Source organism: Streptomyces sp. NPDC048643, from assembly GCF_040650615.1.
Taxonomy (GTDB): Bacteria; Actinomycetota; Actinomycetes; order Streptomycetales; family Streptomycetaceae; genus Streptomyces.
Window position 1 is genome coordinate 24,208 of sequence record NZ_JBEZHO010000005.1, and the last position, 14,273, is coordinate 38,480.

The window sequence follows — 14,273 nt, forward strand, 5'->3', positions numbered from 1 at the left end:
ATGAGCAAGCCGCTCAAGCAGATCCACCTCGCGGCGCATTTCCCCGGCGTCAACAACACCACCGTGTGGAGCGACCCCGAGGCCGGCAGCCACATCGAGTTCAGCTCGTTCGCGCAGTTCGCGCGGACCGCCGAGCGAGCCAAGTTCGACTTCCTGTTCCTCGCCGAAGGACTGCGCCTGCGGGAACAGGGCGGCAAGATCTACGACCTGGACGTCGTCGGACGCCCCGACACCTTCGCCATCCTGACCGCGCTCGCGGCCGTCACCGAACACCTCGGCCTGACGGGCACCATCAACTCCACCTTCAACGAGCCCTACGAGGTGGCCCGCCAGTTCGCCAGCCTCGACCACCTCTCCGACGGCAGGGCCGCCTGGAACGTCGTCACCTCCTGGGACGCCTTCACCGGTGAGAACTTCCGCCGCGGTGGCTTCCTGCCCCAGGACGAGCGGTACTCGCGCGCCAAGGAGTTCCTGGCCACGGCGAACGAACTCTTCGACTCCTGGCGCGGGGACGAGATCGTCGCCGACCAGGAGAGCGGCACCTTCCTGAACGACGCCAAGGCCGGAGCCTTCGTCCACCAGGGGCAACACTTCGACATCGAGGGGCAGTTCAACGTCCCGCGTTCCCCGCAGGGACGACCGGTGATCTTCCAGGCCGGGGACTCCGAGGAGGGCCGCGAGTTCGCCGCCGCCGGCGCCGACGCCATCTTCAGCCGCTACGCCACCCTCAAGGAGGGTCAGGCCTTCTACACCGACGTCAAGGGACGCCTCGCCCGATACGGCCGACGCCACGACCAGTTGCTGATCCTGCCCGCCGCGACGTTCGTCCTCGGGGACACCGACGCCGAGGCCGAGGAGCACGCCCGCGAGATACGGCGGGCGCAGGTCAGCGGCGCCACCGCGATCAAGCACCTGGAGTTCGTCTGGAACCGTGACCTGTCCTCGTACGACCCGGACGGTCCGCTGCCCGACATCGACCCGGACCTCGGCGAACACACCATCGCCCGGGGCCGTGCCCAGGTCCGGATGTACCGGGACCCGCTGGCCACCGCCCGCGAGTGGCGGGAACGCGCGGCCGCCAACAACTGGTCCATCCGCGACCTCGTCATCGAGACCGGAAACCGGCAGTCCTTCGTCGGCACCCCGGCCACCGTCGCCGAGACCATCAACGACTTCGTCCAGGCCGACGCCTCCGACGGCTTCATCCTCGTCCCGCACATCACACCGGGCGGCCTGGACTCCTTCGCGGACAGCGTCGTACCGCTCCTCCAGGAACGCGGCGTCTACCGCACCGCGTACGAGGGGCGCACCCTGCGCGACCACCTCGGCCTGGCGCACCCCGACGCCGAACCGCGGACCGACCGGGTCGCGTCATGAAGTTCCTGGCGATCACCCTGATCGTGCACGCCCCCCATCCCGTGACCGGGATCAAGAAGCCGACCAACGACCGCTTCCGCGAGGTGATCGACAACGCGCTGCTCGCCGAGGAGCTGGGGTTCGACGGGTTCGGGGTGGGGGAGCGCCACGAGCGTCCCTTCATCTCGTCCTCCCCGCCCGTGGTCCTGAGCCACATCGCCGCGCTCACCTCGCGGATCCGGCTGTTCACGGCGGTCACCACGCTCAGCCTCCTCGACCCGGTCCGCGCGTACGAGGACTACGCGACCCTGGACCATCTGTCCGGCGGACGCCTGGAGTTGATCGTCGGTAAGGGGAACGGCGCAGCACAGCGCGAACTGTTCCGGGTCACGACCGACGACCAGTGGGACCGCAACGCCGAGAGCTACGAGGTGTTCCGGCGCATCTGGCGGCAGGACAAGGTCACCGCGGCGACCCGCTTCCGCCCCGAGCTCCGGGACGCGGAGGTGTGGCCGCGACCGCTCCAGCAGCCCGTCCGCGTCTGGCACGGCAGCGCGACCAGCAAGGAGTCGGTCGATCTGGCCGCCCGCTACGGCGACCCGCTCTTCTCCGCCAACGTCACCAACACCATCGAGCCGTACGCCGAGCTGATCCGCTACTACCGCGAACGCTGGGAGCACTACGGCCACGATCCGGCCGCCATCGCGGTCGGCGCCGGCACCGCGGGTTTCTACGCGGCGCGGACCTCCCAGGAGGCACTCGCCGACTACCGACCCGTGTTCGAAGGCAACCTGGCGTTCCAGAGGAGCCTGGGCCTGGAGCCGGTTTTCCCGACCCTGGAGGACTACGTGGAGCGCAGCTCGGCGCTGATCGGCAGTCCCCAGCAGATCATCGAGAAGGTGCACCGCTATCACGAGGAGTTCGGGCACAGCGTGCTGCATCTGCACGCCGACGCCGGTGGACTGACGGATCGTCAGCACCGGACGGCGCTGGAACTCTTCCAGTCGGACGTGGCACCGGTGCTGCGCCGCGAGATCCCCGACCCGCCGTTCCCCTGGGGGCCGGTCCTCGCACCATCCACCCGCGAACCCGCGCCCGCCGACCACTGAGGAGCCCCGAACCGTCATGTCCGACATCCCTCTCGGCGTCCTCGACCTGGTCCCGATCCCGTCCGGCGCCACCGCCACCGAGGCGCTGCGCAACTCCGTCGACCTGGCCCGCCGGGCCGAGGAGCTCGGATACGCCCGCTACTGGTTCGCCGAGCACCATCTCAACCCGGGTGTCGCCGGCACCTCGCCGGCGGTCCTCCTCGCCCTGACCGCGTCGGCGACCTCGACCATCAGGCTCGGCTCCGGTGCCGTGCAACTCGGCCACCGCACCGCCCTGTCCACGGTCGAGGAGTTCGGCCTGATCGACGCGCTGCACCCCGGGCGCCTCGACCTGGGACTGGGCCGCTCGGGCGGGGCCCCGCCGGGCGGTCCCTCAGCCCGGCCGACCACCACGCCCGTCGTCGACGGGCGTACTCCCAACGGGCTGCGCATCCCGCCCCGTTTCTCGTTCGAGCACCTGCTCGGATCACCGCGGGTGGCCCTGCAACGCACCCTGCTTCAGCAGCCGAACGCGGCGTCGCAGGAGTACGGCGAGCAGATCGACGACATCCTCGCTCTCCTCGCGGGCACCTACCGGTCGGCCGACGGCGTCGAGGCGCACGTCGTCCCGGGCGAGGGCGCGGATCTGCAGCTGTGGATCCTGGGCAGCAGCGGTGGGGTGAGCGCGGAGGTGGCCGGCCGCAACGGCCTGCGGTTCGCGGCGAACTACCACGTCAGTCCGGCCACCGTGCTGGAGGCGGCCGAGGGCTACCGCGCCGCGTTCCAGCCGTCCGACGTTCTCGACAAGCCGTACGTCAGCGTGTCCGCGGACGTGGTGGTCGCCGAGGACGACGAGAGGGCCCGTGAACTCGCCACCGGCTACGGCCTCTGGGTCCGCAGCATCCGCAACGCGGAGGGAGCCGTCCCGTTCCCCACCCCGGACGAGGCACGCGCGCACGTCTGGTCCGACGGCGACCGCGCGCTGGTCCAGGACCGCCTCGACACCCAGTTCGTCGGATCCCCGGGCCGGGTGGCGGACCAGCTGGCCCAGCTCCAGGAGGCCACGGGCGCGGACGAGTTGCTGATCACCACGATCACCCACGACCACGCGGACCGGGTGCGGTCGTACGAGCTGCTGGCCGAGGAGTGGCGCACACGCTGAACAGCTGCCGGACGGCGGCGGGGCGGAGTTCCCGCCCGGCCGTCAGCCCGCCAGCTCGCGGACGAGGGCGGAGACCTGCTCCACCTCGATGAGGAAGCCGTCGTGCCCGTAGGGGGACTCGATCACCCGCGGCCGGTCCGCCGTGGAGATGCCCGCCGCCAACTCGGCCTGCTGGGACGGCGGATAGAGGCGGTCGGAATCGACACCGGCGACCAGCGTCCTCGCCGTGACCCGGTTCAGCGCCGCACGCGTGCCGCCACGACTCCGCCCGACGTCGTGAGCGTTCATGGCCTGCGACAGCGTCACATAGCTGCCCGCGTCGAAGCGGCGCACCAGCTTGGCGGCATGGTGGTCCAGATAGGACTGCACCTGGTAGCGGCCGCCGTGCAACGGGTCCTCCACGCCCTGCGGCGTACGGCCGAAGCGGACCGCCAGTTCGGGCTCGCTGCGGTACGTGACATGGGCGAGGCGACGGGCCAGGCCCAGGCCCGCGTGCGGCCCCCGGCCGGCCCCGGCACCGTAGTAGTCGCCGCCGCGCCAGTTCGGGTCGCTCCGGATCGCCCGCGTCTGGATGTCGGCCCAGGCGATCTGCTCCGCGCTCGCCGCCGCCGTGGTGGCCAGCAGCAGGAGCGCGTCCGTGCGTTCCGGGTACGACACCGCCCACTCCAGGGCGCGCATGCCGCCCATGGAACCGCCGATCACCAGCGCCCAGCGGTCGACACCGAGCGCGTCGGCCAGACCGGCCTCCGCCGCCACCTGGTCGCGCTGGGTCAGGAACGGGAACGTGCCGCCCCACGGGCGTCCGTCCGGACCGGCCGAGGACGGACCGGTGCTCCCCTGGCAGCCGCCGAGCACGTTGGGCGCGACGACGAACCAGCGGTCCGGGTCCAGGGCGAGACCGGGACCGACCAAGCCGTCCCACCAGCCGGGCGTCGGGTGACCGGGCTCGGCCGGTCCGGCGACATGGCTGTCGCCGGTGAGCGCGTGCAGCACCAGCACGGCGTTGGACCCGTCCGGCGCGAGCCGGCCCCACGACTCGAACGCCAGTCGCACGTCCGGCAGTTCACCGCCCGCCTCCAAGGGCAGCGCCTTGTCGCGGAGGTGCCACTTCCGGCGTCCGGGCGGGTCCCCCTCCCGCCAGCCCCCGGAGGGCGGCGGGAGGGGAACCGCTGACGGAGTGACCTCGGTGTTCAGGACACACCCTTCGCCGCGCGGAAACCTGCCTCCAGATCCGCCTTGAGGTCGACCAGGTTCTCGATGCCCACCGACAGCCGCACCAGCCCCGGCGAGGTTCCGGTCGCCGCCAACTGCGCCTCGTCCAGCTGACTGTGGGTCGTCGAGGCCGGGTGGATGATCAGGCTTCGGACGTCTCCGATGTTCGCCAGGTGGCTGAACAGCTCGACGGCGTCCACGAACCGCTTCCCGGCCTCGACGCCGTCCCGCAGCTCGAACGCGAGGACCGCGCCCGCTCCGCGCGGCAGGTAGCGCTGCCCCGCTTCGTACCACCGGTTGGACCGCAGTCCGGGGTAGTGCACGGCGGCCACCTCGTCGCGCTGCTCCAGCCACTCGGCCAGGGCCTGGGCGTTGGAGGAGTGCCGCTCGATGCGCAGGCTGAGCGTCTCCACGCCCTGGAGGAGCAGGAACGCGGAGTGCGGCGAGAGCGCCGGGCCGATGTCCCGCAGCAGCTGCACCCGCAGCTTGACCGCGAAGGCGCCGGGACCGAGCGCCGGCCAGTACCGCAGCCCGTGGTAGCTGGGGTCCGGCTCGGTGAAGTCCGGGAAGCGGTCGGCGTGCGCACCGAAGTCGAAGGTGCCGCCGTCGACGACGACACCGGCGATGGTGGTGCCGTGTCCGCCGAGGAACTTGGTCGCCGAGTGGACGACGATGTCGGCCCCGTGCTCGAGGGGCCGCAGCAGGTACGGCGTCGGCACGGTGTTGTCGACGATCAGCGGGACGCCCGCCTCGTGCGCGACGTCCGCCACGGCCCGTACGTCGAGCACGTTGCCGCGCGGGTTGCCGAGCGTCTCCGCGAACAGTGCCTTGGTGTTCGGCCTGACCGCGGCACGCCAGGCCTCCGCGTCGTCGGGGTCGTCGACGAACGACACCTCGATGCCGAACCGGGGGAGCGTGTGGCGGAACAGGTTGTACGTGCCGCCGTACAGCGACGTACTGGAGACGATGTGGTCGCCGGCGGACGCCAGTGTCAGGATGGCCAGGGTCTCCGCCGCCTGACCGGACGCGAGCGCCACGGCCGCGACCCCGCCCTCCAGTGCCGCTACGCGCTGTTCGAAGACGTCCTGGGTCGGGTTGTGGATACGGGTGTAGATGTTGCCCGGCTCGGCCAGCGAGAACAGGTCCGCCGCGTGCTGGGTGTCGCGGAAGACGAACGAACTCGTCTGGTAGATCGGCACCGCCCGCGCCCCCGTCGTCGGATCGGGCACGGCACCGGCGTGGATCTGCTTGGTCTCGAACGACCAGGCGGACGTGTCGGGGCCGGGCTCTTCGTCGGGGGTGTGCCCCGCGGTCACGGAGTCGATGGGCTGGCTCATGGTTCTCCCTTGTGCGGTGTGCGGGTACGGAGGCGCACGGGTGCGCGGATGTACGCGACCGGAGGTGTGGGCGGACGCACCGCGGCCCTGCGCGCGACGCCCCGAAGGGGCGCGGGCACGGCGAAGCGCGGTGCCGAATAAGGGGAGGAGGAGCTGATCGGGCGCGGAGCGGAGCGTCAGCTCACGGCGCGACACGCCGTGGTGGTGACACGCACGTAGTCGACGTGGCGGCGGGTCACGAGCACGGTCATGCAGCCAGGTAACCACAGATGGTCACGGCACACCAGCGGATCGGCACCCTGGTGGGGCCCGACGAAGGCCGCCCGTTGCGCGGGGAGTTGGCGACTGCGCGCGCCGGCCGGACCCGGCGGCGCGCCGGCCGGACGCGACACCGCCCGTCGCCGCGGTCCGGGCGGTGCGCCGGCGCGACCACGTCAGCCGGTCGACGCCAGTACCGTCGTCCGTCCTCCGAGCGCGGCGGAGAAGTGGTCCGTGACCTGCTCCAGGGCCTGGGCCGCGGCGAGTGCCACGGCCGGTGTGCCGTCCTCGCCGACGACGATGTCCTTGTCGAGGGTGAACCAGCCGGGGACGATGTGCGACGCGCCCATGGAACTCAGCACCGGACGCAACGCGTAGTCGATGGCGAGGACATGGGCGGTGCTGCCTCCGGTGGCCAGGGGCAGCACGGTCTTGCCGGTCAGCGCGTACTGCGGGAGCAGGTCGAGGAGCGACTTCAGCAGGCCCGAGTAGGCGGCCTTGTAGACGGGCGTTCCGATGACCACGCCGTCCGCGCGCTCGAACTGCGCCGTCGCCTCGACGATCGCCGGGTGCCGGAAGTCGGCTCCCAGCAGCGCCTGGGCGGGCAGGGTACGCACCTCCAGCGGGATCACCTCGTGGCCCTGGAGGCGGAGTCGTTCGTCGAGGTGACGCAGCAGGCGGGTGGTGCGGGAGGTGGGGGAGGGGCTTCCGGAGACGGACAGAATCACAGCCATGACGGGCCTTCCGGGTCGGGGTTCGGATGCGTCGAGGGGCGGCGGAACGTCACCAGGCGCTCGACCGCACGGTGACCAGCGGCCGCAGGTCGTTGCGCAGCGCTTCGAGGAACGTGACGACCTCGGCGGCGACCGAACGGTGCTGCAGGTCGTTGAGGACGTCGTGGTGTGCCCCGTGGACGACCGAGAGGCGGGCCCGGGGCAGCGACTTGGCGGCACGGGCGAGCGCCTCGTGGTCGGCCAGCGGGTCGGTGTCACCGGCGAGAAGCAGGGTGGGCACGGCGGTCTCGCTCTCGTAGGCCGCGCCGAGCACGGCGTCCGGAACCGCGTCGCCCAGCGACCCGCGCCGCACGCCGGTGTCCTCGGTGAGCGTCCCCCGGTGGGTCGGGCACGAGGTGCGGACGTCCAACTCGTCGTCCCAGGTGTCGACCCCGGCGGTCGACTCGGTGGACGGGCCGGGGAGCCCGGCGAGGACCAGCGCGTCCGGCTCCGGGGCCGGCAACCTCCCGGTCCGGCCGAGGAGCGCCGCGAGGGCCGCGGCCCCCGTGTCCGCCCCGACGAGCACGACCGGCAGGGCCACGCCGCCCTCGGAGGCGGTGCCCCCGATCGCCTCCGTCAGTCGCTCGGCCAGGCCGGTCAGGGAGCCGTCCGGGTCCCCGGCGTCGAGGACCGGGGCGTCGATCACCCGGACGCGGTAGGCGTCGGCGGCGAGCCGCCGGGCGAAGCGCGTGTACGTGTCCCGGGTCTCACCGCGGCCGGGCACCACGATGATCGTGCCGCGGATCAGCAGGCCCTGGGGGCCGTGGTGGTCGCTGTACTGGGTCATCTCACACTCCTGCGGATGCGGGTTCGGCCGTGCGCGCGGGCTGCCAGCCGAGAGCGGGCGCCACCTCGGTCGCGATGAGTTCGAGGGCGCGTACGGCGGCGTCGTGGTCGGGTACGGCGGGGTTGAACTGCGTGATCAGGTCGGTCGCCACGGGCAGGACCTTCTCCTGGCGCAGGCTCTCGACGATCTCTTCGGGATGGCCGTAGAACGTGTGGAATCGGCGCAGCGCCTCGTCCGCGTCGAGGCCCTTGGGGAAGGCGCCGTTCTCCGCCATGCGCAGCGCCGCCCGGTGGACGTCGTCGCCGATCGCGCGGAGCGCCGTGCGCCGGTCCTTGGCCGGGAAGACGAAGCGGGACAGGCCGATGCGCGGACGGTGCGGCCGGTCCCACGCGGCGAGGTAGGCGTCCGCCCAGGGGCGCTGCACCTCGTCGGTGGGGGCGTCGTATCCGTAGGCGGCCCGGTTGAGCAGGAGATGGGAGCCGCGGCTCGCGGCGTACTCCGCGCCCTGGGAGCTGAACACGCCCTGCCACACGCGGTCGGTGAAGTCGCCGGGCCGCGGCTGGATGCGGAAGCCCGGCGTTCCCACGTCGTCCCGGGACAGGGCCCGGCGCAGGACGTCGAGGTTCTCGCTGGTCAGTTCCCGCTTGCGGCTGACGTCCTTGCCGAACGCGGCGTACTCCAGGCCGCTCGTCCCGCTGCCGACACCGATCTCGACACGGCCGCCGCTGAGCGCGTCGACGGTGGCGACGTCCTCGGCGAGCCGGACCGGATCCTCCAGCGGGAGGACGGTGATGGCGGTGCCGAGGCGGATCCGGGTGGTGCGTGCGGCGGCGTGCGCGAGGAAGGTCCAGGGCGAGGACAGTCCGCCGCCTCCGAGGGCGACGTGGTGCTGCGCGACCCAGCCGACGTCGAAGCCCAACTCGTCGGCCACGACGAACAGTTCCTGGGCATTGCGGTAGGTGCGGGCGATGTCCTGGTCGCGTCCCTGGACATGGGTGAGGAAGCCGAGCCGGAAGCGTGGTCGCTCGCTCGTCATGAGGTGATGCCTTTCGGTGACGGGCACCCGCCGGCCGGTGGCAGGGAGAGCCGCCGGCCGGCGGCGCCGCAAGGGGAGAAGGCGGAGAGGGCGCCGCGGGGAGGTGGAGGGGGTGTGGTCCGGTGTGTTCCACCGCTCCGGAGGCGGCGCGGGACGGCAGTCGACGGACGACGGGCCCTAGTCGTTCACGAGCTGCGGCTCGCGCGTGTTGCTGTTGGCCGGGACGGGCAGGCCGAGGTTGCCGCGCAGGGTGTCGGCCGCGTACTCGGTGCGGAACAGGCCGCGCTTCTGGAGGATCGGGACGACGCCGTCGACGAAGAGGTTCAGCTCCTCCTCGGTACGGAAGGCGAGGTTGATGCCGTCGAAGGTGCCGGCGTCGAACCACTCCTCGATGGTGTCGGCCACGGTCTGCGGCGCCCCGACGAACGGCGAGGTGCGGAACTGGTTCACCGACTCGGCCACTTGACGCAAGGTCAGATTCTGCTCGGCGGCCCGCTCGATGAGCTTGGCCGCACCCGTGCGGCCGCCCTTCTCGGCGAGGTGGGCGACGTCGGGGAACGGCGCGTCCAGGTCGTGCACGCTGAAGTCGTAGGCGCCGAAGGCACGGCCGAGCAGGGCGAGGTTGCGCTCGAAGTCGTTGTCCTCCTCGAAGATCTCCCGCTCCCGGCGCCGGGCGGCCTCGTCCGTGGTGGCGACGACGGGACCCCCGTGGATGAAGATCTTGATGTGCTCGGGGTCGCGGCCGTAGGAGGCGGTGCGCTTCTTGATGTCCGCGTAGTACTCCTGCGCCTGCTGGAGAGTGCCGCCCGGCGCGTAGATGCCCTCGGCGACCTGGGCGGCGAGGTCGCGGCCCTCCTCGGATACGCCGGCCTGGAAGATCACGGGCTGGCCCTGCGGGGAGCGGGATAGGTTCAGCGGGCCGGCCACCTTGAAGTGCTCGCCCACGTGGTCGAGCGCGTGCAGCTTGGCCGGGTCGAGGAAGACGCCCTGGTCCACGTCGGCGGGGAACGCGTCCTCCTCGTAGGAGTCCCACAGTCCCCGGGCGACCTTCACGAACTCCAGGGCGCGGCCGTAGCGGGTGCTGTAGTCGAGGTGTTCGTCGAGCCCGAAGTTGCGGGACGTGCCGGTGTCGAAGCTCGTGACGACGTTCCAGCCGGCCCTGCCGCCGCTGATGTGGTCGAGGGAGGCGAACCGGCGGGCCAGGTTGAAGGGCGAGTTGTACGTCGAACTCGCCGTGCCCACCAGGCCGATGTGCCGGGTGTGGGTGGCCACCGCCGACAACAGGGTCAACGGCTCCAGGCGGTTGAGGTAGTGCGCCGGGTAGGTGGAGTTGATGAACTGGCTGTCGACGATGAACAGGGCGTCGAAGAGGGCGTGTTCGGCCGCCTTGGCCAGCCGGATGTAGTAGTCGATGTCGATGCTGGAGTTCTTCGCGACGCGCGGGTCCTTCCACAGGCCGTGCTGGCCGGGGCCGCCGACGCCGTAGGGGTGCAGGGCGAGATGGATCGTGCGGGGCATGGTGTCGGGTCCTGTCTGTCGAGTCGGTGGCGGGTCAGGAGTGCAGAAGAGCGGCGCGCAGGGCTTCGCGTTCGGCCCGGTCGGCCGGAGCGGAGTGCAGGGTGGGCGCGGAGCGGACGAGCAGGCGGGTGTAGGCGTGCCGGGGCCGCGTGATGACGTCGCGGACGGGTCCGACCTCGACCAGTTCGCCCTGGTAGAGCACCGCGACACGGTCCGCGATGCCGGCGACGGAACCGAGGTCGTGGGAGATGAAGACGAGGGCCACTCCGTCGTCGCGCAGCTCCTTGAGGATCTGCAGGATCTGGACGCGGTTCGCGGAGTCGAGTGCGCTGACCGGCTCGTCGAGGATGACGAGCCGCGGCTCGGTGACCAACGCCCGCGCCACCGCGACGCGTTGGCGCTGGCCGCCGGACAGCTCTCCGGGGAGCCGGTCGAGCAGGTCCTCGGAGAGACGGACCCGGGAGAGGAACGCGCGCACCCGGCGCGCGGCCTCGTCGCGGGACACGCCCGCGACGAGCAGCGGCTCGGCGAGGGAGGTCTCGACGGTGAGGTCCGGGTCGAGACTGCGGAGGGGGTCCTGGAAGACGTACTGGACGACTCCGCGGCGGCGCAGGGCCCGCCACTGGCGGGGGCTGTGGGAGGTGACGTCCTCGCCGTCGACGACGACGGACCCGCCGGAGGCGCGCACCAGCCCCAGCACCGCCCGCGCCAGCGTGGACTTGCCCGAGCCCGTCTCGCCGATGATGCCGACCGTCTCACCCGGTGTGACGTCGAGGCTGACGCCGTGCAGGGCGCGGCGGCGCCGTCGGCGCAGCCCGTAGTGGACCTCGAGGTCCCTGACCGCGAGGACGGGCCTCGCCGGCGCGTCGGGCGCCGCGGTCGCCGGGGACGGCTCGGCGGTGACGGCGTCGGTGGTGCTCATGCGTCCTCCCCGGGCGCGAGGAACGTGTCGAGGCCGTACTGCTCGTGCTCGGCGATCAGCAGCCGGGTGTAGGCGTGCCGCGGGTGGTGGAGCACGTCGTGGGTCGGACCCTGCTCGACCACCTCGCCCTGGCGCATGACGAGGACCTCGTCGCACAACTGGGCCACCACGGCGAGGTCGTGGGAGACGACGACGAGGGCCAGGCCGGTCCGTTCCCGCAGGTCGGCCAGCAGGTCGAGGATCTCGGCCTGGACTGTCACGTCGAGCGCGGTGGTCGCCTCGTCGGCGATGAGGATCCTCGGTCCCGCGGCGATCGCCGCCGCGATGAGGACGCGCTGGAGCATGCCGCCGGACAGCTCGTGCGGGTACTGGCCGTGGACCAGCTCCGGGTCCCGCAGGTGGACCGCGCGCAGCAGTTCCAGCGCGCGGCGGTGCGCGGCCCGCCGCTTCAGCCCGTTCTTGACCCGCACGACCTCGGCGATCTGCGCGCCCACCCGGATCGACGGGTTGAGATACGAGGCGGGGTCCTGGAAGACCGCGCTGATCGTCGCACCGCGCAGTTCCGTCCACCGGGCCGGGGACAGACCGGCGATGTCGTTGCCGTCGATCTCCACAGAGCCGCCGGTGATCTCGAAGTGCGTGGGCAGGATGCCCAGCGCGGCCCGGCAGGTGAGGGTCTTCCCGCTGCCGGACTCGCCGACGATGCCGACGGCCCTGCCGGGGGTGAGCGTGAAGCTCACGCCGTGCACGATCTCCCGGTCGCCGGCCAGGTCACCGATGCGGACGTCGCGCACGGCCAGTACGGGAGCGGGCCGTTCGGCCGGGTGAGCCGGGTCGGGGCCGGTGATCTCCTCGGCCTCGGGCAGGAGTTTCTCGGACAGGGTGGTCATCGCACACCTCCTACGGGGGCGGGGTCGGCGTCGCGGCGGCGGTTCGCGCGGGCCTTGCGGTTGTTGACCAGCGCGCGGCCCGCTTCGCCGGAGACGTCGCGGATCGCGTCGGCGAGAAGGTTGCAGGCCCAGACGGTGACCATGATCAGCAGGGCCGGTACGACCGGCGCCCACGGCTGGTGACTGAGATAGCCGAGGTCCGAGGCGAGGAGGCCGCCCCAGGTCGGGGCCGGCGGCTGGACGCCGATACCGAGGAAGGTGAGGCTCGACACGATGACGAACCCGACCCCGATGGTCTGGGCGAGGGCGACCGCGATGGGCGGGAGAACCTTGGCCCACACATGACGGCGCACGACCCAGCCGATGGAGGCACCGGAGATGAGCGCCGCCTCGACGTAGGGCGAGCGGGCGACGGAGAGGGTCGCGGCGCGGGCCACCCGGTAGAACAGCGGGGACACCAGCGCGCCCGTGACCAGCATCGCCTGGGTGAGGCCGTTGCCGAGCAGCGCGATCACGGCGACGGCGAACAGCAGGAACGGAAGGGCGACGAGGGTGTCGGCCAGCCGGAGGGTGATCCACTCGAAGGCCCGGCCGAGGTAGACCGACAGGATGCCCGGGACGGCGCCGATGGCGAGTGCCGTGAGGGCGACCTCCAGGGCACCGAGGACGCTGACGCGTGAGCCGTCGAGCAGTCGGCTGAGCACGTCACGGCCGAGGTAGTCGGTCCCCAGCCAGTGGGCACCCGAGGCGGCGGCCAGCGTGTGGTCGCTGGTCGCCAGGGGGTTCTGCGGGGCCAGCAGCGGCCCGAGCAGAGCCAGCAGGGCGACCGCGACGAGAACGGCCACGGCGATCCGGCCGGAGGTGAGGGCGAGGACGCGGCGCACCATGGTCACACCCCCCGCTGCGAAGCCGGCGTGACGCGCGCCAGCACCAGGTTGACGATCAGGTTGAAGACGACGACCAGGACGATCGACACCACGAGGACGCCCTGCACGGCCGGTACGTCGCCGGCCTGCGCGGAGTCGTTGGCGAACCGCCCGAAGCCCTGCAGCCCGAAGATCCACTCCGTCACGACGGAGGCACCGACGAGAGCGGGGAACTTCAGGCCGAGCGTGGCGAGCGCCGGCCCGAGACCGTTGCGCAGCACATGGCCGAAGAAGATCCTGCGGGGACTCAGCCCCCGGACCACCGCGCCCGTCACGTAGTTCTCGCGGTAGGCCGCGATGAGACTGGTGCGCAACTGGCGGGCGACGTCGGCGACGACGTCGAAGCTGAGCGCGATCGCGGGCAGGGTGATGTGGGCGAGCCACGGCCCGAACCCCTGCTCCGCCGGCACGTATCCGGCCGACGGGAGCAGGTGCAGTCCCACCGCGAAGACCGCGACCAGGACGATCCCGACGACGAAGGCAGGCATCACCGAGATGACGGTGACGAACCCGGTGATCGCCCGATCCACCCAGGTGGTGCGGCGCAGTGCCGCGATCGTGCCGAGGGCGAAGCCGGCGACCACGCCGATGAGCAGGGCGAAGGTCGCCACCGACAGGCTCACGCCCAGGCCGAGGCCGATGAGGGTCGAGATGTCGGCGCCGTTGGTCCAGCTCGTTCCGAGCTGCCCGTGCAGGACGCCGCCGAACCAGTCCGCGTACTGGACCAGGAACGGCCGGTCGAGCCCCCACTGGGCCTCGACCCGGGCGACCGCCTCGGGCGTCGCCTCCTCGCCGAGCTGGATGCGCGCCGGGCTGAGCCCGCTGAGCGACCTCAGCGCGAACGTCACGAACGTCGCGACGAGGAAGACGGGCACGAAGATCGCGATCGACCGGGCGAGGGTGGCCAGGACACGGAACAGGGTGTGCCGTGTCCCGGCCGCGGCGGCGGGAAGACGGACGTCGGGCGGGGCCGGTGCCTCCGTCGTCGTCATGGAGTGCCTCCTCTCT

At 72.0% G+C, this 14,273-nt stretch carries 13 protein-coding genes; 3 read left to right on the forward strand and 10 right to left on the reverse strand.

What is annotated here, in order from left to right; genetic code table 11:
* From AB0C62_RS06805 to AB0C62_RS06815, 3 genes are read left to right on the forward strand one after another with little or no spacing between them, the layout of a single operon-like run.
* A complete protein-coding gene (locus tag AB0C62_RS06805; RefSeq protein ID WP_362970245.1) occupies positions 1 to 1,377 on the forward strand; it encodes an NtaA/DmoA family FMN-dependent monooxygenase in 1,377 nt (458 codons plus the stop codon).
* Positions 1,374 to 2,465, forward strand: coding sequence for an LLM class flavin-dependent oxidoreductase (locus AB0C62_RS06810; RefSeq protein WP_362970247.1), 1,092 nt, complete (start codon positions 1,374 to 1,376; stop codon positions 2,463 to 2,465). Before AB0C62_RS06805 ends, AB0C62_RS06810 begins: the two co-directional genes overlap by 4 nt.
* A gap of 16 nt (positions 2,466 to 2,481) precedes the next feature.
* Complete coding sequence (locus tag AB0C62_RS06815) at positions 2,482 to 3,606, forward strand: LLM class flavin-dependent oxidoreductase (RefSeq protein WP_362970249.1); 1,125 nt, start codon at positions 2,482 to 2,484, stop codon at positions 3,604 to 3,606.
* A gap of 42 nt (positions 3,607 to 3,648) precedes the next feature.
* On the opposite strand, the gene AB0C62_RS06820 is transcribed toward AB0C62_RS06815, so the two are convergent.
* From AB0C62_RS06820 to AB0C62_RS06865, 10 genes are all read right to left on the reverse strand, one after another.
* Positions 3,649 to 4,800: a homoserine O-acetyltransferase gene (locus tag AB0C62_RS06820; RefSeq protein ID WP_362970660.1), complete on the reverse strand. Its 1,152-nt coding sequence runs from the start codon at positions 4,798 to 4,800 to the stop codon at positions 3,649 to 3,651.
* A complete protein-coding gene (locus AB0C62_RS06825) occupies positions 4,797 to 6,155 on the reverse strand; it encodes a bifunctional o-acetylhomoserine/o-acetylserine sulfhydrylase (RefSeq protein ID WP_362970251.1) in 1,359 nt (452 codons plus the stop codon). The genes AB0C62_RS06820 and AB0C62_RS06825 overlap by 4 nt, the downstream gene beginning before the upstream one ends.
* A gap of 434 nt (positions 6,156 to 6,589) precedes the next feature.
* Complete coding sequence (ssuE, locus tag AB0C62_RS06830) at positions 6,590 to 7,147, reverse strand: NADPH-dependent FMN reductase (RefSeq protein WP_266853046.1); 558 nt, start codon at positions 7,145 to 7,147, stop codon at positions 6,590 to 6,592.
* A gap of 49 nt (positions 7,148 to 7,196) precedes the next feature.
* The gene (locus tag AB0C62_RS06835; protein ID WP_362970253.1) at positions 7,197 to 7,973 is read right to left on the reverse strand and encodes an alpha/beta hydrolase; all 777 of its coding nucleotides are present in this window, start codon (positions 7,971 to 7,973) and stop codon (positions 7,197 to 7,199) included.
* Between the two features lies 1 nt (position 7,974).
* The gene (locus AB0C62_RS06840; protein ID WP_362970255.1) at positions 7,975 to 9,009 is read right to left on the reverse strand and encodes an LLM class flavin-dependent oxidoreductase; all 1,035 of its coding nucleotides are present in this window, start codon (positions 9,007 to 9,009) and stop codon (positions 7,975 to 7,977) included.
* Between the two features lie 177 nt (positions 9,010 to 9,186).
* Positions 9,187 to 10,527 (reverse strand): LLM class flavin-dependent oxidoreductase, encoded by a 1,341-nt coding sequence (locus AB0C62_RS06845; protein WP_362970257.1) that lies wholly within the window; start codon positions 10,525 to 10,527, stop codon positions 9,187 to 9,189.
* A 34-nt stretch (positions 10,528 to 10,561) separates the two neighbouring features.
* On the reverse strand, positions 10,562 to 11,449 hold the full coding sequence (locus AB0C62_RS06850; protein ID WP_362970259.1) for an ABC transporter ATP-binding protein: 888 nt from the start codon (positions 11,447 to 11,449) through the stop codon (positions 10,562 to 10,564).
* Positions 11,446 to 12,339, reverse strand: coding sequence for an ABC transporter ATP-binding protein (locus AB0C62_RS06855; RefSeq protein WP_362970261.1), 894 nt, complete (start codon positions 12,337 to 12,339; stop codon positions 11,446 to 11,448). Before AB0C62_RS06855 ends, AB0C62_RS06850 begins: the two co-directional genes overlap by 4 nt.
* A complete protein-coding gene (locus tag AB0C62_RS06860; RefSeq protein WP_362970263.1) occupies positions 12,336 to 13,226 on the reverse strand; it encodes an ABC transporter permease in 891 nt (296 codons plus the stop codon). The genes AB0C62_RS06855 and AB0C62_RS06860 overlap by 4 nt, the downstream gene beginning before the upstream one ends.
* A 2-nt stretch (positions 13,227 to 13,228) precedes the next feature.
* A complete protein-coding gene (locus tag AB0C62_RS06865; RefSeq protein WP_362970265.1) occupies positions 13,229 to 14,257 on the reverse strand; it encodes an ABC transporter permease in 1,029 nt (342 codons plus the stop codon).
* Positions 14,258 to 14,273 lie beyond the last annotated feature (16 nt).

Bases quoted from the DNA above. Each gene is read 5' to 3' on its own strand.
- AB0C62_RS06805 (WP_362970245.1), top strand. From the start codon at position 1: ATGAGCAAGCCGCTCAAGCAGATCCACCTCGCGGCGCATTTCCCCGGC.
- AB0C62_RS06810 (WP_362970247.1), top strand. From the start codon at position 1,374: ATGAAGTTCCTGGCGATCACCCTGATCGTGCACGCCCCCCATCCCGTG.
- AB0C62_RS06815 (WP_362970249.1), top strand. From the start codon at position 2,482: ATGTCCGACATCCCTCTCGGCGTCCTCGACCTGGTCCCGATCCCGTCC.
- AB0C62_RS06825 (WP_362970251.1), bottom strand. From the start codon at position 6,155: ATGAGCCAGCCCATCGACTCCGTGACCGCGGGGCACACCCCCGACGAA.
- ssuE (WP_266853046.1), bottom strand. From the start codon at position 7,147: ATGGCTGTGATTCTGTCCGTCTCCGGAAGCCCCTCCCCCACCTCCCGC.
- AB0C62_RS06835 (WP_362970253.1), bottom strand. From the start codon at position 7,973: ATGACCCAGTACAGCGACCACCACGGCCCCCAGGGCCTGCTGATCCGC.
- AB0C62_RS06840 (WP_362970255.1), bottom strand. From the start codon at position 9,009: ATGACGAGCGAGCGACCACGCTTCCGGCTCGGCTTCCTCACCCATGTC.
- AB0C62_RS06845 (WP_362970257.1), bottom strand. From the start codon at position 10,527: ATGCCCCGCACGATCCATCTCGCCCTGCACCCCTACGGCGTCGGCGGC.
- AB0C62_RS06850 (WP_362970259.1), bottom strand. From the start codon at position 11,449: ATGAGCACCACCGACGCCGTCACCGCCGAGCCGTCCCCGGCGACCGCG.
- AB0C62_RS06855 (WP_362970261.1), bottom strand. From the start codon at position 12,339: ATGACCACCCTGTCCGAGAAACTCCTGCCCGAGGCCGAGGAGATCACC.
- AB0C62_RS06860 (WP_362970263.1), bottom strand. From the start codon at position 13,226: ATGGTGCGCCGCGTCCTCGCCCTCACCTCCGGCCGGATCGCCGTGGCC.
- AB0C62_RS06865 (WP_362970265.1), bottom strand. From the start codon at position 14,257: ATGACGACGACGGAGGCACCGGCCCCGCCCGACGTCCGTCTTCCCGCC.